Source organism: Sphingomonas sp. TF3, assembly GCF_003985085.1.
Taxonomy (GTDB): domain Bacteria; phylum Pseudomonadota; class Alphaproteobacteria; order Sphingomonadales; family Sphingomonadaceae; genus Sphingomonas.
Map to the genome: position 1 here is coordinate 117,563 of NZ_RWKS01000004.1, position 18,722 is coordinate 136,284.

Annotated in this window: 17 protein-coding genes and 1 tRNA gene; 7 read left to right on the forward strand and 11 right to left on the reverse strand. The window is 63.6% G+C overall.

Translation table 11 applies throughout. From position 1 onward, the window contains the following. Positions 1 to 47: 47 nt before the first annotated feature. The 5 genes from EJC47_RS04620 to smpB all read right to left on the reverse strand — a co-directional run bounded on the left by EJC47_RS04620 (position 48) and on the right by smpB (position 6,127). On the reverse strand, positions 48 to 401 hold the full coding sequence (locus tag EJC47_RS04620; RefSeq protein ID WP_033964581.1) for a response regulator: 354 nt from the start codon (positions 399 to 401) through the stop codon (positions 48 to 50). Positions 402 to 438: 37 nt separating this feature from the next. Then, positions 439 to 2,841, reverse strand: a complete 2,403-nt coding sequence (locus tag EJC47_RS04625; protein WP_126845676.1) for a response regulator — start codon at positions 2,839 to 2,841, stop codon at positions 439 to 441. 103 nt (positions 2,842 to 2,944) lie between these two features. Next, entirely contained in the window at positions 2,945 to 5,008 is a 2,064-nt protein-coding gene (locus EJC47_RS04630) for a M13 family metallopeptidase (protein ID WP_126845677.1), read from the reverse strand. Between the two features lie 59 nt (positions 5,009 to 5,067). Further along, positions 5,068 to 5,652: a DUF2062 domain-containing protein gene (locus EJC47_RS04635; RefSeq protein ID WP_052192291.1), complete on the reverse strand. Its 585-nt coding sequence runs from the start codon at positions 5,650 to 5,652 to the stop codon at positions 5,068 to 5,070. Further along, positions 5,645 to 6,127, reverse strand: a complete 483-nt coding sequence (gene smpB / locus EJC47_RS04640) for an SsrA-binding protein SmpB (RefSeq protein WP_126845790.1) — start codon at positions 6,125 to 6,127, stop codon at positions 5,645 to 5,647. The genes EJC47_RS04635 and smpB overlap by 8 nt, the downstream gene beginning before the upstream one ends. 144 nt (positions 6,128 to 6,271) lie before the next feature. Here smpB and EJC47_RS04645 point away from each other — a divergent pair, with 144 nt between their 5' ends. Next, positions 6,272 to 6,688, forward strand: coding sequence for an acyl-CoA thioesterase (locus EJC47_RS04645; protein WP_033964580.1), 417 nt, complete (start codon positions 6,272 to 6,274; stop codon positions 6,686 to 6,688). Positions 6,689 to 6,860: 172 nt separating this feature from the next. Here the strand turns inward: EJC47_RS04645 and EJC47_RS04650 are convergent, their stop codons facing one another. Together EJC47_RS04650 and dapA are read right to left on the reverse strand one after the other, a co-directional pair. After that, entirely contained in the window at positions 6,861 to 7,238 is a 378-nt protein-coding gene (locus EJC47_RS04650; protein ID WP_185867561.1) for a VOC family protein, read from the reverse strand. A 909-nt stretch (positions 7,239 to 8,147) separates the two neighbouring features. Further along, a complete protein-coding gene (dapA, locus tag EJC47_RS04660) occupies positions 8,148 to 9,029 on the reverse strand; it encodes a 4-hydroxy-tetrahydrodipicolinate synthase (protein ID WP_126845678.1) in 882 nt (293 codons plus the stop codon). Positions 9,030 to 9,116: 87 nt separating this feature from the next. Here dapA and EJC47_RS04665 point away from each other — a divergent pair, with 87 nt between their 5' ends. From EJC47_RS04665 to EJC47_RS04675, 3 genes are read left to right on the forward strand one after another with little or no spacing between them, the layout of a single operon-like run. Beyond that, complete coding sequence (locus tag EJC47_RS04665; RefSeq protein WP_126845679.1) at positions 9,117 to 11,108, forward strand: lytic transglycosylase domain-containing protein; 1,992 nt, start codon at positions 9,117 to 9,119, stop codon at positions 11,106 to 11,108. A 54-nt stretch (positions 11,109 to 11,162) separates the two neighbouring features. Next, on the forward strand, positions 11,163 to 11,654 hold the full coding sequence (locus EJC47_RS04670; RefSeq protein ID WP_126845680.1) for a GreA/GreB family elongation factor: 492 nt from the start codon (positions 11,163 to 11,165) through the stop codon (positions 11,652 to 11,654). 46 nt (positions 11,655 to 11,700) lie between these two features. Beyond that, positions 11,701 to 12,066 (forward strand): acylphosphatase, encoded by a 366-nt coding sequence (locus tag EJC47_RS04675; RefSeq protein WP_260591476.1) that lies wholly within the window; start codon positions 11,701 to 11,703, stop codon positions 12,064 to 12,066. A gap of 45 nt (positions 12,067 to 12,111) precedes the next feature. Here EJC47_RS04675 and ettA read toward each other — a convergent pair whose 3' ends face one another. After that, positions 12,112 to 13,791 carry an energy-dependent translational throttle protein EttA gene (ettA, locus tag EJC47_RS04680; RefSeq protein ID WP_126845681.1) on the reverse strand — a complete coding sequence of 560 codons (1,680 nt, stop codon included), beginning with the start codon at positions 13,789 to 13,791 and terminating at the stop codon, positions 12,112 to 12,114. Positions 13,792 to 14,140: 349 nt separating this feature from the next. Between ettA and EJC47_RS04685 the strand changes: the two genes are divergently transcribed. Together EJC47_RS04685 and EJC47_RS04690 are read left to right on the forward strand one after the other, a co-directional pair. After that, positions 14,141 to 15,523 carry a M20/M25/M40 family metallo-hydrolase gene (locus EJC47_RS04685; protein ID WP_409574474.1) on the forward strand — a complete coding sequence of 461 codons (1,383 nt, stop codon included), beginning with the start codon at positions 14,141 to 14,143 and terminating at the stop codon, positions 15,521 to 15,523. 158 nt (positions 15,524 to 15,681) lie between these two features. Then, complete coding sequence (locus EJC47_RS04690) at positions 15,682 to 15,951, forward strand: hypothetical protein (protein ID WP_010403172.1); 270 nt, start codon at positions 15,682 to 15,684, stop codon at positions 15,949 to 15,951. Positions 15,952 to 16,025: 74 nt separating this feature from the next. On the opposite strand, the gene EJC47_RS04695 is transcribed toward EJC47_RS04690, so the two are convergent. Beyond that, positions 16,026 to 16,652 (reverse strand): tetratricopeptide repeat protein, encoded by a 627-nt coding sequence (locus EJC47_RS04695; protein WP_033966742.1) that lies wholly within the window; start codon positions 16,650 to 16,652, stop codon positions 16,026 to 16,028. Positions 16,653 to 16,768: 116 nt separating this feature from the next. Here EJC47_RS04695 and EJC47_RS04700 point away from each other — a divergent pair, with 116 nt between their 5' ends. Next, positions 16,769 to 17,521 (forward strand): HAD-IIB family hydrolase, encoded by a 753-nt coding sequence (locus EJC47_RS04700; protein ID WP_126845682.1) that lies wholly within the window; start codon positions 16,769 to 16,771, stop codon positions 17,519 to 17,521. Here the strand turns inward: EJC47_RS04700 and EJC47_RS04705 are convergent. Together EJC47_RS04705 and EJC47_RS04710 are read right to left on the reverse strand one after the other, a co-directional pair. Continuing rightward, a complete protein-coding gene (locus tag EJC47_RS04705) occupies positions 17,518 to 18,570 on the reverse strand; it encodes a Glu/Leu/Phe/Val family dehydrogenase (RefSeq protein WP_126845683.1) in 1,053 nt (350 codons plus the stop codon). The genes EJC47_RS04700 and EJC47_RS04705 overlap by 4 nt on opposite strands. Before the next feature lie 27 nt (positions 18,571 to 18,597). Beyond that, positions 18,598 to 18,674, reverse strand: a tRNA-His gene (locus EJC47_RS04710). Between the last annotated feature and the right edge of the window lie 48 nt (positions 18,675 to 18,722).

An 18,722-nucleotide genomic window follows, 5' to 3' on the forward strand; every position in this document is an offset into this window, starting at 1 on the left:
CCGGCTTTGTTGGGTTGATCGTGATCAGCCCCCCATCAGCCGCCTGATTAGCCCAATGCCGCCAATGCCTTGGAAACCCCATCCATCGTGAAAGGTTTGGCCAGAGTCGGACGATCGCGATACTCTTCCCCGACGCTATCATGCGACCCGCCGGTCGCGAAAACGAACGGAATGCCCTTCTCCGCGAGCACCGCCGCGATCGGGAAGCTCTTCTCCCCGCCGCGCAAATTGACGTCCAGGATGGCAGCGTCGATGCCACCCGCTTCAATCAACGCCAGCGCGGCCACAACGCTATCCGCCGTGCCGCCATGACGCTTTCCCAAGACATCGAGAAAATCCTCGATCATCATCGCAATCAAGGGTTCGTCCTCGACGATCAAAATGGTCTGTGGCCCGCTCATAATAGGCCCTTAGCCGGGCATGCCGGAATGCGCCAAATCATTTCGCACCCAATACCGCCCGCACCGCTTCAGCAAGCTGTTGTACCGAAAACGGTTTTGCCAGAAAGGCGACGTTGTCGAGATCGATCGACTTGCGAATCGTCTCCTCGGCATAGCCCGACATGAACACGATCGGCAGATCGGGATAGCGCGCGCGCGCTTGCCGCACCATGGTCGGTCCATCCATCAACGGCATCATCACGTCCGATATGAGCAGATCGGGCTTTGGGCCGGATGCCAACAGTTCGAGCGCAGCCTCCCCATGTTCGGCGCACAGCACGGTATAGCCCTGCCGTGTCAGCGCCCGTTCGGCAACGGCCCGCACCATGTCCTCGTCTTCGACCAGCAGGATCGTGCCTGTGCCCCAGAGATCGACCGGCTTCTCGCGCGGCAAAATCCGTGCGGGTGGCGCTTCCGCCAAGGCACCGACGGTGTGGACCGGCAAGTAGATGGTAAATACCGCCCCCGCCTGCCCGCGCGGTCCAGCCTTCACATTATCGGCAAAGATATAGCCACCCGATTGTTTGACGATCCCATAAACGGTGGACAAACCGAGCCCGGTGCCCTTTCCCACCTCCTTGGTCGTAAAAAAGGGCTCGAAGATTTTTGGCAGCACATCGGGCGGGATACCGCCGCCGGTATCGGCCACTTCAAGCACGACATAATCGGCGGCCGGAAGGATATCCGATGCGAGCTTGCGCACTTCGGCGGTGGTGACCGCATAGGTCTGGATCGCCAGCGTGCCGGTGCCGCGCGGATCCTTCGCCATCATCGCATCGCGCGCGTTCACCGCGAGATTGACGACGACCTGTTCGAGTTGCCCGGGGTCTGCACGCACCGGCCCCAGGTTGCGCCCATGTTTGACGGTAAGCGTGACGCTTTCGCCCAACAAGCGCTTAAGCAAATTGGTGACTTCGGAAATCACGTCGGGCAGTTGCAGCACTTGCGGCCTGAGCGTCTGCTGGCGGGAGAAAGCGAGCAATTGCCGCGTCAGGCTGGCCGCGCGGTTGGAGTTGGCGCGGATTTGCTGGATGTCGTCATAATCACTGTCGCCGGGCGAATGGCGCATCAGCATCAAATCGCAATGCCCGATGATCGCGGTGAGGATGTTGTTGAAATCGTGCGCAACACCGCCCGCGAGCTGCCCCACCGCCTGCATCTTGGTGGCCTGCGCCACTTCGCGCTTCAGCCGCGTTTCCTCGCTATTGTCCTTGAGGCTCAACAACACTGCCGAATTGCCGAGGCCGCGCGCACCCGCGATCGACAGGGCGACCGGCTCGTCGGGATGATCCTTCAGCCGCACCGCAAGGTCGGTTGAATGCGTCGCGCCACCGGCAAAACGGCGGATCGCGTCGGCGACCACACCCTTGTCTTCGCGCACCAGCAAATCGCCGGGATAGATGGGCGGGCTGTGCGGATCGACCGCCGCCGCCCGCGCAAAGGCGTCGTTCATCTGCACGAAGCGCCCGTCGCCGCCGATCAAGGCAACGCCGAACGGCATCAACGACACCAGGCTCTTGATATGCGCCGCCGCGCTTTCGCCAATGGCAGGCTGGCTATTCTCTTCCTCGTCGATCAGCGCGACCAGCATCGGCGCGTCTTCCCCATCGAGAAACGGGATCTGGAGAACGCGCAACGGGTTCTGCGCCAGCCCTTCGCGTTCGAACCGCGCCATGCCGTGCGAGTCGGTGATCAGAAAGCGCGCAAAGTCGCGACCGACGATCGCGCCTTCCTCATGCCCCATCGCACGTGCCCGCAACACGCGGTTCGCCGCCCGGATCCGCCCGTCGGGATTGATCAACGCCGCCATGATCCCGGCGCTGCCGAGTCGATCGCCCGTCGCTCCCGAGATCAAATTCTCCATCGTCTGGGCGAGATCCAGGCCCTGCGTTGCATGGAAACGCCAGACCAGAAGGTTGCCGTCTTCGCCGGCCCGCGTCACTTCGGCGGAAAGCTGCGCGCCTTTGATGAGGAGCCGGGCGACTCCCGCCGAGCCATCACGCCAGGCGGCGCGTCCGGCAGCCCCCAAAAGCTCCACACCAGTCGCATCAAACGGCAGCCCCGGCGGGGTCGCAAAGCCGCCGAACAGCGTCTCGTAGCGATTGTTGGCGCACACCAACCGTCCGGCACGATCGGTCACCGCAATCGCATCCGGGCTGCTCTCCGCAACCGTACGCGCGACGCTCCAATCCGGCTCGGCAGCGAGTTCCGCGGTGCGCGGGAAAAGACGGCGGAACAACAGCAGCCCGCCCGTCGCCACGAGCGCGGTCGCAAAGAACGCCGCCGCAATCGGCGCGCTGCCGATCACCACCAGAACGATCGCCGCAGCCGCGCAGCCGCAGCCAATCGCGATCAAAGCTGCGCCGCGAGACGGGTTCGGAGACGTTGGAAGCGATGCCATCCGCACCTGCATTGGGCGATGCGCCGGGAGCGTCAAGGGCAAAGCGGCCAGACACCGCCGCACCGCGCCACCCGTCCAGGCGGCGCGGTGCAGAATACCGCCTTTACCAGACCTTCACACGGTCAGCCGGGGCAAGATACAGCTTCTCGCCCGCCTTCACGCCGAACGCCTTGTACCAGGCATCGACGTTGCGCACCTCGGCGGTGCGGAAGGGCCCGGGCGAATGTTCGTTCGAAATCACCTGCGAACGCAGCGCCGGTTCGCGGAACTTGATCCGCCAGACCTGCGCATAGCCAAGGAAGAAGCGCTGGTCGCCCGTCAGCCCGTCGATCACCGGAGCAGGCTTCCCGCCAAGCGAGCGGTGATACGCATCATAAGCCAGCGCCAGCCCGGCAAGATCCGCCATGTTTTCGCCCAGTGTCAGCCCGCCCTTGATGTGCAGGCCCGGCAGCGGCTCATACGCGTCATACTGCTTGACCAGCTTGTCGGTCATCGCGGTGAAGCGTTTGACGTCCTCTGCGGTCCACCAATCGGCGAGCTTGCCGGTCGGATCGTATTTGCGCCCCTGATCGTCGAAATGGTGGCTCAGTTCATGCCCGATCACCACGCCGATGCCGCCGTAATTGACCGCCGGGTCCGCCTTGGCGTCGAAGAAGGGGGGCTGCAGGATCGCCGCCGGGAAGACGATCTCGTTCATCGGCGGATTGGCATAGGCGTTCACCGTCATCGGCGTCATGCCCCATTCGGTGCGATCGATCGGCTGGCCGAGCTTGTGCAGATCGCGCTCATATTCGAACGCATTGGCGGCGGCGACATTGGCGACGATATCGTCGCGCTTAACCGTCAGCGCCGAATAGTCGCGCCATTTCGACGGATAGCCAATCTTGGGGGTGAAGGCCGCCAGTTTCGCGTGGGCCTTCACTTTGGTTTCCGGGGCCATCCAGGTGAGATTGTCGAGCCGCACGCTCATCGCCGCGATGATGTTCTTGACGAGCTGGTCCGCCGCCGCCTTGGTCGCGGGCGGGAAATATTGCTCGACATATGCCTGGCCGACCTGTTCGCCCATCGCCCCGCTGACGATCCCCACGCCGCGCTTCCACCGCACCGGCTGCTGCGGCGCGCCGCTCAGCACCGTGCCGTAGAAAGCGAAATTGGCGTCGTTAATCGGCTTGGCGAGAACCCCGGCGTAGCTGCGCAACAAGCGCAGGATCAGGAAATCCTGCACCACCTGGACGGGGGCATCGGCAAACGCCTTCGCTTCGTCGGTCAGCGCGCTCGGCATCCCGACCAGATAATTGGCCTGGCCTGCGGTCCCAGCGGTCTTCATATAGACCTCCCACGGGAAGCCCGGGGCCTTGGCCGCGAAGTCAGCCGCCGACCACTTATTGTAGGTCAGATCGGAATCGCGCGATTTGATGCGGTCCCAATGCGCGGTCGCCAGCGTCTTTTCAAAGGCGTAGACCGCCGCGCCGCGCGCCGCGGCATCGTCCACACCAGCGAGGCCCAGCATCTGCACCTGATAGGCCTGATACTTTGCGCGCGTGTCGGCGAGCTTGGGGTCGTCCTTCAGATAATAATCACGATCGGGCAAGCCGATGCCCGATTGGCTCAGCCCGACGATATAGGTATCGGGGGCCTTGTCGTCCTGGCCTACGCCCATGCGGAACAGGCCGCCCACGCCAATCCGTTGCAGCTTGGCCATCTCGACCGCCAGCGCAGTCTTGTCGCCCGCTGCGCGGATTTCGGCGATCCAGGGCTTGATCGGATCGATGCCCTTGGCGTTGATCGCGGCGTCATCCATGAAGCTCGCATAGAAATCGCCGATCTTGTCGCCGGGACGCTTCGCCGCAGCATCCAGGATCGTGCGGGTCTGTTCCAGCGAGCGGTCGGCCAAGCGGTTGAACATACCGTACGTCGCCTTGTCCGCCGGAATCTCGGTGGCTGCTTCCCACTTGCCGCCTGCGAACTTCACGAAATCATCACCCGGCTTAACGCTGGTGTCCATGCCGGCAATATCGAGCCCGAACGCGCCGATCTCGGCACCGGCCGCTTTCGGCGCGGGCTCTGCCTTCACTGCAACCTTGGGCTTCGGTGCCGGATTTGCGTGGGTCACCCCCACCAGTGCCGCAGACGCGAGCAGGGAAACCGTGACCAACGAACGACGCATGCAAAAATCCTCTCAACGGACATTTAATGGAGCGTGTTGTAACCGCATGACACATTCCGTCAAATCGCTTGTTTCGGCCCTTTTTGCGCAGCACGCCTGCGCCATTTGCGACCGATGCGGACGCGCCACACCAGTCCGGCCAGAAAAAAACCTGCCGCCGACAGCGCTACAGCGATCAAAATCAGGCCGACAATCGTCGCCGGACCACCCTGCGAAACCAGCCAATGGAGCAGGCCGACATTGGCCTTCACATTGCTGGCAATCGGCGCGCCCGGCACGCTGCGATCGAGCCGCAACACCCAATGCCCGAGTTCGTAGGCGCACCAGAATAGCGGCACCGTTGTGACCGGGTTGTGCAACAACGTCGTCCCGACGGCGACCGGTACGTTGGCACGCACCGGAAGCGCAGTCACCGCCGCCAGGGGCATGTGCGCGAATGGGAACAGGACGCCCGTAAAGAGCCCCAAAGCGACGCCCCGCGGCACCGAACGACGCGTAAAGCGCCACAATTCCGGGGCGAGAATGCGGTGCGCAACGGGACGAAGATAGCGATTCGCCTCCACGCTTTCCCGCGTGGGGATGTGGCGACGCGCGAATGCGATGATCTGTGCCGTGCGGCGGGCGCGGATGACGACGTCAACCACGGTCGCGCATCAGCCTCCCTTGCTCGCGCTTCCAGTCGCGTTCCTTGATCGAATCGCGCTTGTCATGCGCCTTCTTGCCCTTGGCCAGCGCCAGCTCGACTTTCGCGCGGCCCTTGGAATTGAAATAGACCATCAGCGGCACGAGCGTCATGCCCTCGCGCGCCACCGCGCCGTGCATCTTGTTGATCTCGCGCTCGTGCAGCAGGAGTTTGCGCGCGCGCTTGGGCTCATGGTTGAAGCGGTTGCCGTGGCTGAATTCGGGCACGTTGGAATTGATCAGCCACACCTGACCGTCCTTCACCTCGGCATAGCTTTCGGCAATCGAGCCGGTGCCGCTGCGCAGGCTCTTCACCTCGGTCCCGGTCAGCGCGATGCCCGCTTCATAGACGGTATCGATCGCATAATCGTAACGCGCGCGCCGGTTCTCGGCGACGATCTTGGCTTTTTCGAAAACGGGGGGCTTTGGACGGGCCATAAGAGCGGCGATGTAGGCGCTGTCGCCGCGAAACAAAAGCCACAAGCGCAGATTGGCACCGACCCACCGCAAGATCGCACATTTTGCGCAGGTCGCGCGCGTTGTTCGCTCGCTATGCGCGCGCCAATCCTATAAGGTGAGGGTATGACCGAGTGCCTGAGCCCCAAATTCGCGACGCACAGCTTCGCCATCGCCATCGATGCCGCCGACATCGATTTCATGGGCCATGTCAACAATGCCTCCTATCTCAAATGGGTACAGGATGCGGTGGTCAGCCACTGGCAGCGCTTTGCCCCGGCAGAAGCGCTGGCGACTCACGCCTGGGTCGCGCTGAAGCACGAGATCACCTATCGCAAGCCGACCTTCCTCGACGACGAAGTGATCGCCACCGTCCTGCTCGAAAAGGTGCAGGGCGCGCGCGCTTTCTACGAAACGATCATCAAGCGCGGCGAAGACGTGCTCGCCGAAGTCAAATCGAGCTGGTGCTGCCTCGACGCCACCACGCTGCGCCCGGCCCGCCTCGCCCGCGACGTGATCGACCGCTTTTTCGCCAAGGATTGAGCGGCGGGTCGAGCGATCCGGCGAACAAGCCCTTCGTACAGGACCGTTAAATGTGCGCTCCAAATAGCGGCCTGAGCGCCTCCCCTCCCTGGAAGGGAGGGGTTGGGGGTGGGTCGCTCTCCGGATCGCTATTCGCCCTCCTCAAAGACCCCACCGCGCAATAGCCCCAGCCCTAAACCGCTTCCCCAATATCGATCCGGTTGCCATCGGGATCGGCGAACACGAACGCCCGCTGGCCATAATCCTTGTCCTTCAGCCCCTTGACGATCCGCACGCCGTTCGCTTCGCAAACCGCGTAGAAAGCTGCCACGTCGCTGACGAACATGTGCATGACATTGGCGGTCGAAGGGGTGTGGTCGGGCTTGCGGCTCAAATGAATTTCGGCACGATCCTTTTTTAGCACCATGAACCCGACCGGATCGCCATTCTCGAACACCTTCCGAAATCCTAGCACGCGCACATAGAAATCGTGCGCGGCCTGAATGTCGCGAACGCAAATGCCGGGCGCTGCGCGTCCGAAAGTGACGTCGTCCAAAGTGGCGTGCGCCATCGTCTCTTCCTTTTCGGGCAGGGGCGGCGGTGCGCGTGCCGACTACGGAGCGATGTCCAGATCGGCTTGCTGCGGGTTCGGCGCGGGCCTGTCAACGCATCCGTGCGCCCCCCTTACGCCCCCGGTCGGCTTGCAGAACCTTCCCGCCAGCGATTACACCCAGCCATGCCCATCCACGGACGCTGCCACTGCGGCAATGTGCGGATCGAAGTTCCGGGCGAACCCGCATGGGTGGCAGACTGCAATTGCACGCCACCGCCCCAACCGTTCGTTTCGAGCGTAGTCGAGAAACCGCAGTTTGCGTTGCGCGGGGTTTCTCGACTTCGCTCGAAACGAACGGGGAAGGTGCGACAATCTGTCGCGGTGCAGTGTTGCCAGAGTGAGCATGTGTGATTTCGCTCCACTTGCAGCCATGAACCCCACCTCATAGGCTGCCCAAATGCGGTCATTCGTTTTGTTGCTTCTGCCATTCCTTTCAGGCTGTGACGCGTGGCCCACCGTCGTCGACAATCGAGCAAATTCACAGTTGATGGTGCGGTATCTCCTAAAGGACTATGACCACTGGTCGGGCTCATTCCCTATCTCGGCTGGAAAAGCGATGCCGTTGGCGCGAGCTCATTGGATACAGGACATACGCGCAATTCAGATCAAAGATGGAGTGCGTCTCTACTCTTTGTCCGGTGATGCCATGCGGTCAATTCAAGACGCGTGTCCGAGTAGCGAGCTGGAACGACGCTTCTCTACAGCGGGAAACTGCTACTTGGTCTACTTGGGCAAGGGACGATTGCAAACGATGGCTGTTGTGCCGCAAGGGCTCGAATACGAGCAGGTCGGGAACGGCAGCTAACACGCGCCTGCCGCCGAAAGCCGCCTGTCCGCTTCCCACCAACCCCAAACGTCCCTACCCCCTCAAACCAACCCGGCCGCCGCCAGCCCCGCATCCACCGCGCGCTGGCTCGCCTCGCTCGGCCAGGTCATCGGCAAGCGCAGCGCTTTCGGAAAGTCCGGCCGCACCCGGCTCAGCGCATATTTGACCGGCCCCGGCGAAGCATCGGTGAACAGCGCCACATGCAGCGCGAACAGCCGGTCGTGCAACTCCAGCGCCGCCGCATACTCGCCCGCCGCACACGCCGCCTGGAACGCCGCGCACAAAGCCGGCGCGACATTGGCGGTCACCGAAATGCACCCCACCCCGCCGGTCGCGTTGAACGCCAGCGCCATGTCGTCATTGCCCGAAAGCTGCACGAACCCCGCCGGGCACGCCGCGCGCTGCGCCGATGCGCGCTGGATCACGCCGGTCGCATCCTTGATGCCAACCACGCTGGGGAAGGCATGCGCAATCCGCGCGACCGTCTCGACCGCGATGTCGGTCACGGTGCGGCCGGGCACATTGTACAGCACGATCGGCAAGTCGCACGCCTGCGCCACCGCCTCGAAATGGCGGAAGATGCCCTCCTGATTGGGCCGGTTGTAATACGGTGGCACCATCAGCGCGGCATCTGCGCCCGCCGCCTTGGCCGCCTTGATATTGTGGATCGCGACGCGCGTGTCGTTGGAGCCCGCCCCCGCGATCACCGGCACGCGGCCCCTGGTCTGGTCGACGCAGATGCCGACGATGTGGAAATGCTCCTCCACGCTCAGCGTTGCCGCTTCACCGGTGGTGCCGCAGGGCACGAGACCGGTCGAACCCTCGTCAATCTGCCATTCAACCAGATCGCGATACGCCGACTCATCGAACGCGCCGTCGGCGGAGAACGGCGTGACGAGCGCCGGGATTGATCCCGAAAACATGGTTAAGTTGCTCCTGAGAGACGGAATTCCGTCGCATTTTTAGATTTGTCGCGCGACAAATACGGACGAAAGGCATATTCTGTCCACATGATTGCTTCGCTCCTTAAATCAGCTCTGTTGCTGGCGGGGGTTTCCACCATCGCGGTGACGTCGAGCGACGCACAGGATCAACTCGGCTGGGGCCGGGCAACACAGGTGCTGGCGGGCACGACCGCAACCAACGCCGCGCTGGCGGCGTCGATCGCCGAGTGGAAGGCGCTGCAACAACCGAGCGGCTATAGCTTCGAGCGCTATGCCCGCTTTCTCCTCGCCCACCCCGGCTGGCCCGGGGAGATGGGCCTGCGGCGCGCAGCCGAGCGATCGCTCGATCTGGGCGGGTGGTCGCCCTCCACGGTCGTCTCATTTTTCCACCGGTTCCCAGCTTTGACGGGTTCAGGCCGCACGCGCTTTGCCGAGGCGCTGGCGGCCACGGGCGTGCGCGAGGAGGCCAATGCCGCCGCCCGCGCCGCCTGGGTCGCAGGGTCGCTCTCCACCGCCGATGAAGCGCGGATCGTCACCGGCTTTGCGAACGCGCTGACGCCCTCCGACCATAATGCGCGGATGGACATGCTGCTGTGGCAGGGCGCGCTTGCGGCGGCACAGCGGCAGATGGCGCTGGTCAGCCCCGCCTGGCAACCGGTGTTCGCCGCCCGCCTTGCCTTCCGTACCAACGCCCCCGATGCGGCCGAGCGTGCCGCAGCGACCCAGCAATATGGCGCGGCCGATCCGGGCTGGCTGGCGGATCGCGCCAATTGGCTGCGGAGCACTGGTGCCTCCGCCAGCGCGCGTACCTTGCTGGCGCAGCGTCCGACGCTGGCGATGACGCCCGGCAGCCCGGAACAATGGTTCGAAGTGCTGCTGACCAACGCCAAGGCAGCCGCAGCAGACGGTCAGGCGGCGCTGGCATATGATATCGCCCGCAAGGTCAGCGATGCCTATCCCGCAGGCACCGACGTCAGCACCCGCCCCTATGGCGAGCGCGACGACTATACCAGCCTCACCTGGCTGGCCGGACAGACCGCGCTGAAGCAACTCGCGCGCCCGGCCGATGCCGTGCCGCTGTTCCTGCTCTATGCCAGTGCATCGCGGACTCCAACAACGCAGTCCAAGGGCCTGTACTGGGCCGGACGTGCGGCAGAGGCCGCCGGGCACCGCGACGAGGCCAATGGCTATTATGCGCGCGCAGCGGGCTTCCACGACCTGTTTTACGGCCAATTGGCGAGCGAGCGCATCGGCCAGCCGCTCAACCCGCCCGGCGACCCGATCCTGCGCCCGGTCGCGCCGGAAATTCGGACCGCCTTTTACGCACGCGAGACGGTGCGCGCCGCGCAATATCTCGGGACAACGGCGGCGTGGGTCGACCAGACCGCCTTCGTCCGCCAGATCGCGATCGACGCCAAGACCGATAGCGACCATGTCCTGTCGACCGAATTGTCGCGCACGCTTGGCCGCCCCGATCTCGGCGTGATGGTCGGGCGCAGCGCCCTGCAGAATGGCCTGAGCGAATATTCCACCGTCGGCTTCCCCAATGTCCGCGTGCCCGTCGCAAGCCAGGACGACTGGACTATGATCCACGCCATCGCCCGCCAGGAAAGCCAGTTCGACCGCGCCGCGATCAGCCATGCCGGCGCGCGCGGGCTGATGCAGTTGATGCCGGGCACCGCCCGCGACACCGCGACCAAGCTCGGGCTCAGCTACAATCCGTCGGCGCTGACCACCGATACCGATTACAACATCATGGTAGGATCGACTTATTTCCGGCACATTTACGGGATTTACGGCAGCTACCCGCTCGCCGTCGCCGCCTACAATGCCGGTCCCGGCAACGTGAACAAATGGCTCCGCGCCAATGGCGACCCGCGCCTGCCGGGCGTGGACATGGTCGACTGGATCGAGGCGATCCCGATCTACGAGACCAAGAATTACGTGCAGCGCGTGCTCGAAAATGCCGTGGTCTATGATTTGATGAACCCAAGCCGTTCGCGGTCGTCCGGCGCGAACCGGATCAGTTGGTATCTTGGGAAGAGCACCCCAGGCTGAAACACCCCATCTTGGGGATGACAGCGCACCGGCAGATGTGGTGTAGCATCCGCGATGGACGATCGCCCCAATTACATGACCCCGGCGGGCTATGCCGCGCTCAGTGCCGAATATCAGCAGTTGCTGGGCGATGAGCGCCCCAAGCTGGTCGACGTCATCTCCTGGGCGGCGGGCAATGGCGACCGCTCGGAGAATGGCGACTATATTTACGGCCGCAAACGCCTGCGCGAGATCGATCGGCGGCTGGGGTTTCTCGCCCGGCGGATGAAGGCGGCTAAGGTCATCGACCCAGCAGCGCAGCCGGACCGGGGGCGCGTATGGTTCGGGGCGACGGTGACGATCGCCGACCCTGAAGACTTTAGCGACACCGCCGAACGCGTACTGACGCTGGTCGGCGACGACGAGACCGACGCCGCCGCCGGGCGGATCGGCTGGAACGCGCCGATCGCGCGGGCGCTGCGGGGGGCCGCAATCGGCGACGTGCGCCGCGTTACACTCCCGGCAGGCGAGCGCCATTATGAGGTGATCGCGATCTCCTATCCGTGAAGAAACGCCAACACGCGACGGAAACTGCAGGATTTACGACGGATTCGTGACGAACCCCGATGACTTCGCGCGCTTGGTGCTACAGCACGGTAATCGCGCGCAAGACGATGCGCCGAGTAAAAGGTTGATGACAATGGCAGTGGTGCAGCGGGTGTTCGTCACCGGCAAGGTTCAAAATACGGGATTTCGGGACTGGGCGGTGCGCCGCGCGCAGGAATTTGGCGTGACCGGATGGGTACGCAATTTGAAGGACGGGCGGATCGAAATGCTTGTCGCGGGCGAGGATGACGCTGTCACGGCAATGACCGAAGCGTGCCGACAAGGGCCTCCCCTCGCGCGGGTCGACCATCTGGAAGCCAATGCCGATAGCGAGCGCGTCCCCAAGGGGTTTACCAAGCGCTTCACCGCCTGAGGCAGGCGGAACGGCGTGGCCCCGCCACGCCGTTCCGCCCAGCGCTTATCGCGTCAGTTTCTTGTAGGCGAGCCGCGTCGGGCGGTCCGCCGCGTCGCCCAGGCGACGGCGCTTGTCTTCCTCATAGCTCTCGAAATTGCCCTCGAACCATTCGACATGGCTATCGCCCTCGAACGCGAGAATGTGCGTGGCGAGGCGATCGAGGAAGAAGCGATCGTGGCTGATCACCACGGCGCAACCTGCGAACGATTCGAGCGCCTCTTCCAGCGCGCGCAGCGTCTCGACGTCGAGATCGTTGGTCGGTTCGTCGAGCAGCAGGACGTTGCCACCCTCCTTCAGCATCTTGGCCAAGTGAACGCGGTTACGCTCGCCGCCCGAAAGCTGGCCGACCTTCTTCTGCTGGTCCTGCCCCTTGAAGTTGAACGCGCCCACATAAGCCCGCGTGCCCAGCTCCTGCTTGCCGAAGCGGAAGATTTCGAGCTTGTCCGAGATTTCCTCCCAGACATTGTTGTTCGGGTCGAGATCGTCGCGCGACTGGTCGACATAGCCGAGCTTCACCGTCTGGCCGATTTCGATCGTGCCTTCGTCAGGGGTTTCCTGGCCGGTGATCAGCTTGAACAGCGTCGATTTACCCGCGCCGTTCGGCCCGATCACCCCGACAATGCCGCCCGGCGGCAGCGTGAAATCGAGATTCTCGAACAGCAATTTGTCGCCGTAGGATTTGGTCAGGCCCTTGGCCTCGATCACCTTGCCGCCAAGCCGTTCGGGCAGCTGGATCAGGATCTGCGCCTTGCCGACGGCGCGGTTTTCCTGCTTCTCCATCAGTTCGTCAAACGCGCGGATACGCGCCTTGGACTTGGTCTGGCGCGCCTTGGGGGTCTGCCGCATCCATGCCAGCTCGTCGGCGATCGCCTTGGCCTTGCCCTGCTCCTCGCGCTCCTCCTGCTCGAGCCGCTTCACCTTCTTTTCGAGATAGCCCGAATAGTTGGATTCATAGGTGTAATAGCGCCCGCGATCGAGCTCGAGTACCCAGTTGACGACATTGTCGAGGAAGTAGCGATCGTGGGTAACGAGAATGACGTTACCGACATAATCGCGCAGGTAATTTTCGAGCCACGCGACGCTTTCGGCGTCGAGATGGTTGGTCGGTTCGTCGAGCAGCAGGATATTCGGCTTTTCGAGCAGCAGCTTGCACAGCGCAACACGACGCTTCTCACCACCCGACAGGTTGGTGACGGCGCTGTCGCCCGGCGGGCAGCGCAGCGCTTCCATCGCGATCTCAAGCTGATTGTCGAGGCTCCAGCCATCGGCCGCGTCGATCTTTTCCTGCAACTCGCCCATTTCGCCGAGCAGCGCGTCATAATCGCAATCCTCGGGCGGATCGCCCATGATCGCGACGATTTCGTTATAGCGCTCGACCATCTGCGCGATCGGCCCGGCACCCATCTTGACGTTTTCGAGCACGGTCTTGGTTGGGTCGAGCTGCGGCTCCTGCGGCAGATAGCCGACCTTGATGCCATCAGCCGCCCATGCCTCGCCCGTGAAATCGGGGTCGATGCCGCCCATGATCTTCATCAGCGTGGATTTGCCCGAGCCGTTCGGTCCGATGATCGCGATCTTGGCGTCGGGCAGGAACTGCAGGTGGATGTTGTTGAGCACCGGCTTGGGGGCACCGGGGAAGGTCTTGGTCAGGCCCTTCATTACATAGCTGTACTGCACGGCCATCGGCTGCGGGCTCCGGGATCGAGAAGGATGGATTTGAGTGGCGGCAGATAGCGACCGCCAGCGCGCTTGGCAACGCGCCGACGATATGGTTGGCGGTCGGCCGCGCAGGACATGAAGATCGCAGGCGGCCCCATCGGCACCACGACAGACCTGATCGCCCTAGTTGCGTTCGGATTTCGATTGTCGGACGCGATTCCCGTTGCAACCATGCCGCGTCTTGGTCTTACTCTACCCTCGATCGACCTTCCACCATCCGCGCGGCAACGACGCTCGGGACCTTCAGCATCAACTCTTTACCACCAGACGGGAACCGCCCTTGATCAAGCTTCGCGCCCTCGCCCCTGCCACGATGCTTCTTGCCACCACCATGCTGGCGACGCCAACGTTCGCCCAGCGTGTAGCACCGCCTGCGGTCGCGATCGCGCCAGCAGTCACGGCTCTGCGCGATGGGGCCCTAAAGGACGATGTCGCCTATGACATCGTATCCGGCATCACGACCGAGGTCGGCCCGCGCCCCGACGGCTCCCCCGCCGAGGAACGCGCCCGGCAATGGGCGGTGGCGAAGCTGAAGGCGCTGGGTTTCAAGAATGTGCGGATCGAACCGTATGAACTCCAGAACGTATGGGTGCGCGGCATCGAGACGGCAGAGGTGGTCGGGCCCTTTCGCCAGCCGCTACGCCTGACCGCACTCGGCAATTCGGGCGCGACACCGCCGGAGGGGCTGACGTTGCCCGTCGCTTATTTCGCCAGCTTCAATGATTTGCTGCTCGCGCCCGCAGGCAGCCTCGCCGGAAAGATCGCCTTTGTCTCCAATGCGATGCAACCGACCCAGGACGGATCAAGCTATGGCAGCCAGGGCATGGCGCGCTTCGTCGGCCCGAATATCGCGGCGAGCAAGGGGGCGAGCGCGATCGTCATCCGATCGATCGGTACCGATCACGGACGTGGGCCGCACGCTGGCACGACCAACTTCGCGCCGGGCGTAACGCCAATTCCCGCTGCCGCGCTTTCGGTCGCCGACGCCGAAAATCTCGAGCGGATCGTCAAACTCGACAAGCAGGTGAAGCTGCACCTCACGCTGACGCCGACGGTGGTGCCAAGCCGCACGTCAGGCAATGTCATTGCCGAAGTGCCCGGCACCGACCCCGCGGCGGGGACGATCCTGATTGGCGGGCATCTCGACAGTTGGGATCTCGGCACCGGCGCGATCGACGATGGTGCGGGCATTGCGATTACGGCAGCCGCCGCCAAGCGTTTGCTGGATTCGGGCCCGCATCGCCGGACAATCCGTGTGGTGTGGTTCGGCGACGAGGAAACAGGCGGCTTTGGCGGCGCGGCCTATGCCAAGGCGCATGCCGGCGAAAACCACGCACTGGCATCCGAATCCGATTTCGGAGCGGATCGTGTGTGGCGCTTCGAAACCAATTTGCCCGAAAGCGCCAAAGCGGTTGGCGACCGTCTGGCCGTCGCGCTGGCCCCGCTCGGCATCGTGCGTGGTGCGGGTGTGGGGGGTGACGGAACCGATGTCGGTCCGACGCTCAAGACCGGCGTTCCGGCAGTTGATCTTAACCAATCGGGCTTGCGCTATTTCGACTATCACCACACGCCCGAGGACACGCTCGATCGTATCGACCCGGAACAACTCCGCCAGAATGTCGCCGCCTGGACCACGCTGCTCGCGATCGTCGCCGATGCGCCCGAAGCGATGGGCGCAGTGACCCCAAAGAAGTAACCATAACTCAACCCGTCGCAAATGTGGCGGAAAGGTGGCATTTGCGGTGACTTATGGCGAATTTAAGATTGACGCACCGCAGCAGGACGTTATGCCACGAGCCTTCGCGACGGCGTTGGGCCGTTCGTGAAACTGCTAATTTGCTTGGGAGCAATTGCATGAAGAAGATCGCCCTTGTTCTCGTTGCCGCCGGTGCCCTGTCGCTTGCTGCGTGCCACAAGAACCCTGAAGCAGCCGCCATCGAGAACAACGCCGACGTCATCGCCGACGGCATTGATAACAACGCTTCGGTCCTCGACGACGTTGCGTCGAACACCTCGAACGCTGCTGCTGCAGACGTGATCGCAAACTCGGCTGACGCGCTGCACGACAAGGCGGACAACGTCCGTGACGCAGGCGCAGCCAAGGCTGACAACGTTACCAAGTAAGACTGTCGGGCGTTTCGCCCAGGTCTGATGAATTGGGCGCTTCCTTCGCGGGAAGCGCCCTTTTTCGTGGCCGCTCAATATCCGCGTTGCGCGAGCACGACATTCAGCGCGTACAAACGCACCGCTATCTCGCGCCGATATGATATTTCGGGAGGGGACAAGGCCAGCGCCTTTGCCCAATATCGCTGCGCGGTACGGAAATCGCCTGCCTCCACATAGGCAAGTCCTTCAAAAAAGGGCGGTGCAGGATGATCCGGCGCAATCCGAGTCGCGTGATCGAAGGCGAGCCGCGCGGCGGGCGAAACCGTATTATCATGCTGCGCCAGGGCGGTGCCAAGGCCAACCCACAAGGTTAAGCTGCGCGGATAGTGGCCAAGCCCCATCAGCACCACCTGCGCGCCGCTGTCGCGGCTGCCACGTCGCATCAGCGCGTCGGATGCAACCAGATAGGCCCCATCCCCCGAAAATCGACCGAGCAACGCCCCGCGCAAATCGACGATCGAGGGATCGATCACGACCGTGGCGGCATTCGCCTGCGCCGGTCGGCCCGGCAGGGTGGCATGGCCCTGCATCGCGTACCCGACCGCCCCCAGCACCATGATGGGCACGACAACACCCCATAAGTGCGGCGAAACGCCCGCCCGCCACAGAACAAGAACGACCGTCAACGCAATCAGCGCCAGTGTCACCCAACCGTTCATTGCGGACCCATCAAGCTTGCCATCGCGTTACATTAGACCATTTTGTGTGCGCGTCGACGCGCAACCCCATGTCTGGCCGCGCGTTCGCCCACCAAACGGTGCAAGGAATCGATATCGTGAAACAGTTAATCGCTTTCGACCTCGACGGGACGCTCGCCGAGAGCAAGCAGAAGATCGGGGATGAGATGGCAGGCTTGCTCAGCCAGATGCTCGCACGCGTTTCGGTTGCCGTCATCTCCGGCGGCGATTGGCCGCAATTCGAAAAGCAGGTGGTTGCGGCCCTGCCCGCCCCCGCCGCGATCGAGCATCTGTTCATCATGCCGACCACCGGCACCAAGCTCTATCGCTTCATCGATGGCATATGGAGCCCGGTCTATGCCGAGATCTTCGCGCCTGACGAGCGCGACCATATCCTAAGCGCGCTGACTGAAGCGACCAAGGAAGCGGGCTTTGCCGACGAGAAGATCTGGGGTGAGCGCGTCGAGGATCGCGGCAGCCAGATCACCTTTTCCGGGCTGGGGCAGGAAGCGCCGCTCGACGCAAAAAAGGCCTGGGACCCCGATTTCTCCAAGCGCAAGGCGATGCAGGTGCTGCTGCGCAAGGCCCTGCCCGATCTATCAGTCAATATCGGCGGATCGACCTCGCTCGACATCACCCATGCGGGGATCGACAAGGCCTATGCGATGCGGCGGCTTGCCGAACATTCGGGCATCGCGACCGCCGACATGCTGTTCCTCGGCGACGCGATCTATCCCGGCGGCAATGACGATGCCGTGCGCGCGGCGGGTATGGACACGATCGCGGTGCGCGACGTGGCGGAAACCGCCACAGCCGTGCGTGCGATGATCGCCTGCCTGCCCGTGCGTTAGCCCCGGCCGATCAAGCGGCGCGCGATGCTGTCCGCCACGTCGGCGGCAGGCGCGCCGGTGCGGTCGCTCTCATCCCACACTTCGATCAGGCGGTCGGGGATACGCGCGATGCGGGCGTTGACCTCGGCCTGGTCACCGTGGCCGAGATATTCCAGCCCGACATTGATGATGCCGCCGGCGTTGATCACATAATCGGGCGCGTAGAGGATCCCGCGCGCCTGCAGCGCCGCGCCCTCGGCCTTGGTTGCCAACTGGTTGTTGGCGCCACCCGCCACCACCGTGGTCTGCAACGCGGCGATCGATTCGGGGGTCAGAATCGCGCCCAACGCATTGGGGCTGACGATGTCCGCCTTGATGCCGAGGATTGCGTCCGCCGCCACGGTTTCGCCGCCAAGCTCTTCGGCCAGCGCCTTCGCACGGTCGGCATTCACGTCCGCCAGCGTCAGCCGCGCGCCATCCTTGGCGAGCAGCCGGGCAAGACCACCGCCAACGCTGCCGACGCCCTGGATCGCGACATGCACGTCCTTCATCGCGTCCGCACCAAGGCCACGCTTGGCGGCGGCCTTGACGCCGAGATACACGCCCATCGCGGTATAAGGTCCGGGATCACCGCCCGCGCTGCCCGCCGCGACCGGCAGGCCGGAGACGTGCTTGGTCATCGTCGCGATGACCTTCATGCTCGCTTCGGACATGCCGACGTCTTCCGCCGTGACATACCGCCCGCCCAGCGATTCGACCACGCGGCCAAAGGCTTCGAGCTGCGCGTGGCTGATCGAATCGCCCGGCTTGTCCGCCAGCACGACGCCCTTGCCGCCGCCCATCGGCAGGCCTGCCATCGCATTCTTGAAGCTCATGCCACGCGACAGGCGCAGCGCATCGGTGATCGCGCCGTCGCTATCGGCATAATGCCAGAAGCGCACGCCACCCGCTGCCGGGCCGAGCTTGGTCGAGTGAATCGCAATGACCGCACGGAGCCCCGAGGCAGGATCGGTGAAGAGGTGTACGCCCTCATGATCGTCGAAATCGGGGAAGCCCCAGCCGCTGGTCACGCTAGAATTCCTGGCTGCTTGAAGAAATGGGGCGACCGACGGGACTTGAACCCGCAACATCCGGCATCACAAGCCGACGCTCTAACCAATTGAACTACGATCGCCGCAGAGCAAGCGCCCCTAGCGGGCGGGGGGGGCCAGCGTCAAGAATA

Excerpts from the sequence above, each read along its gene's own strand:
- EJC47_RS04620 (WP_033964581.1), bottom strand. The coding sequence starts at position 401 with ATGAGCGGGCCACAGACCATTTTGATCGTCGAGGACGAACCCTTGATT.
- EJC47_RS04625 (WP_126845676.1), bottom strand. The coding sequence starts at position 2,841 with ATGGCATCGCTTCCAACGTCTCCGAACCCGTCTCGCGGCGCAGCTTTG.
- EJC47_RS04630 (WP_126845677.1), bottom strand. The coding sequence starts at position 5,008 with ATGCGTCGTTCGTTGGTCACGGTTTCCCTGCTCGCGTCTGCGGCACTG.
- smpB (WP_126845790.1), bottom strand. The coding sequence starts at position 6,127 with ATGGCCCGTCCAAAGCCCCCCGTTTTCGAAAAAGCCAAGATCGTCGCC.
- EJC47_RS04645 (WP_033964580.1), top strand. The coding sequence starts at position 6,272 with ATGACCGAGTGCCTGAGCCCCAAATTCGCGACGCACAGCTTCGCCATC.
- EJC47_RS04650 (WP_185867561.1), bottom strand. The coding sequence starts at position 7,238 with ATGGCGCACGCCACTTTGGACGACGTCACTTTCGGACGCGCAGCGCCC.
- dapA (WP_126845678.1), bottom strand. The coding sequence starts at position 9,029 with ATGTTTTCGGGATCAATCCCGGCGCTCGTCACGCCGTTCTCCGCCGAC.
- EJC47_RS04665 (WP_126845679.1), top strand. The coding sequence starts at position 9,117 with ATGATTGCTTCGCTCCTTAAATCAGCTCTGTTGCTGGCGGGGGTTTCC.
- EJC47_RS04670 (WP_126845680.1), top strand. The coding sequence starts at position 11,163 with ATGGACGATCGCCCCAATTACATGACCCCGGCGGGCTATGCCGCGCTC.
- ettA (WP_126845681.1), bottom strand. The coding sequence starts at position 13,791 with ATGGCCGTGCAGTACAGCTATGTAATGAAGGGCCTGACCAAGACCTTC.
- EJC47_RS04685 (WP_409574474.1), top strand. The coding sequence starts at position 14,141 with ATGCTTCTTGCCACCACCATGCTGGCGACGCCAACGTTCGCCCAGCGT.
- EJC47_RS04690 (WP_010403172.1), top strand. The coding sequence starts at position 15,682 with ATGAAGAAGATCGCCCTTGTTCTCGTTGCCGCCGGTGCCCTGTCGCTT.
- EJC47_RS04695 (WP_033966742.1), bottom strand. The coding sequence starts at position 16,652 with ATGAACGGTTGGGTGACACTGGCGCTGATTGCGTTGACGGTCGTTCTT.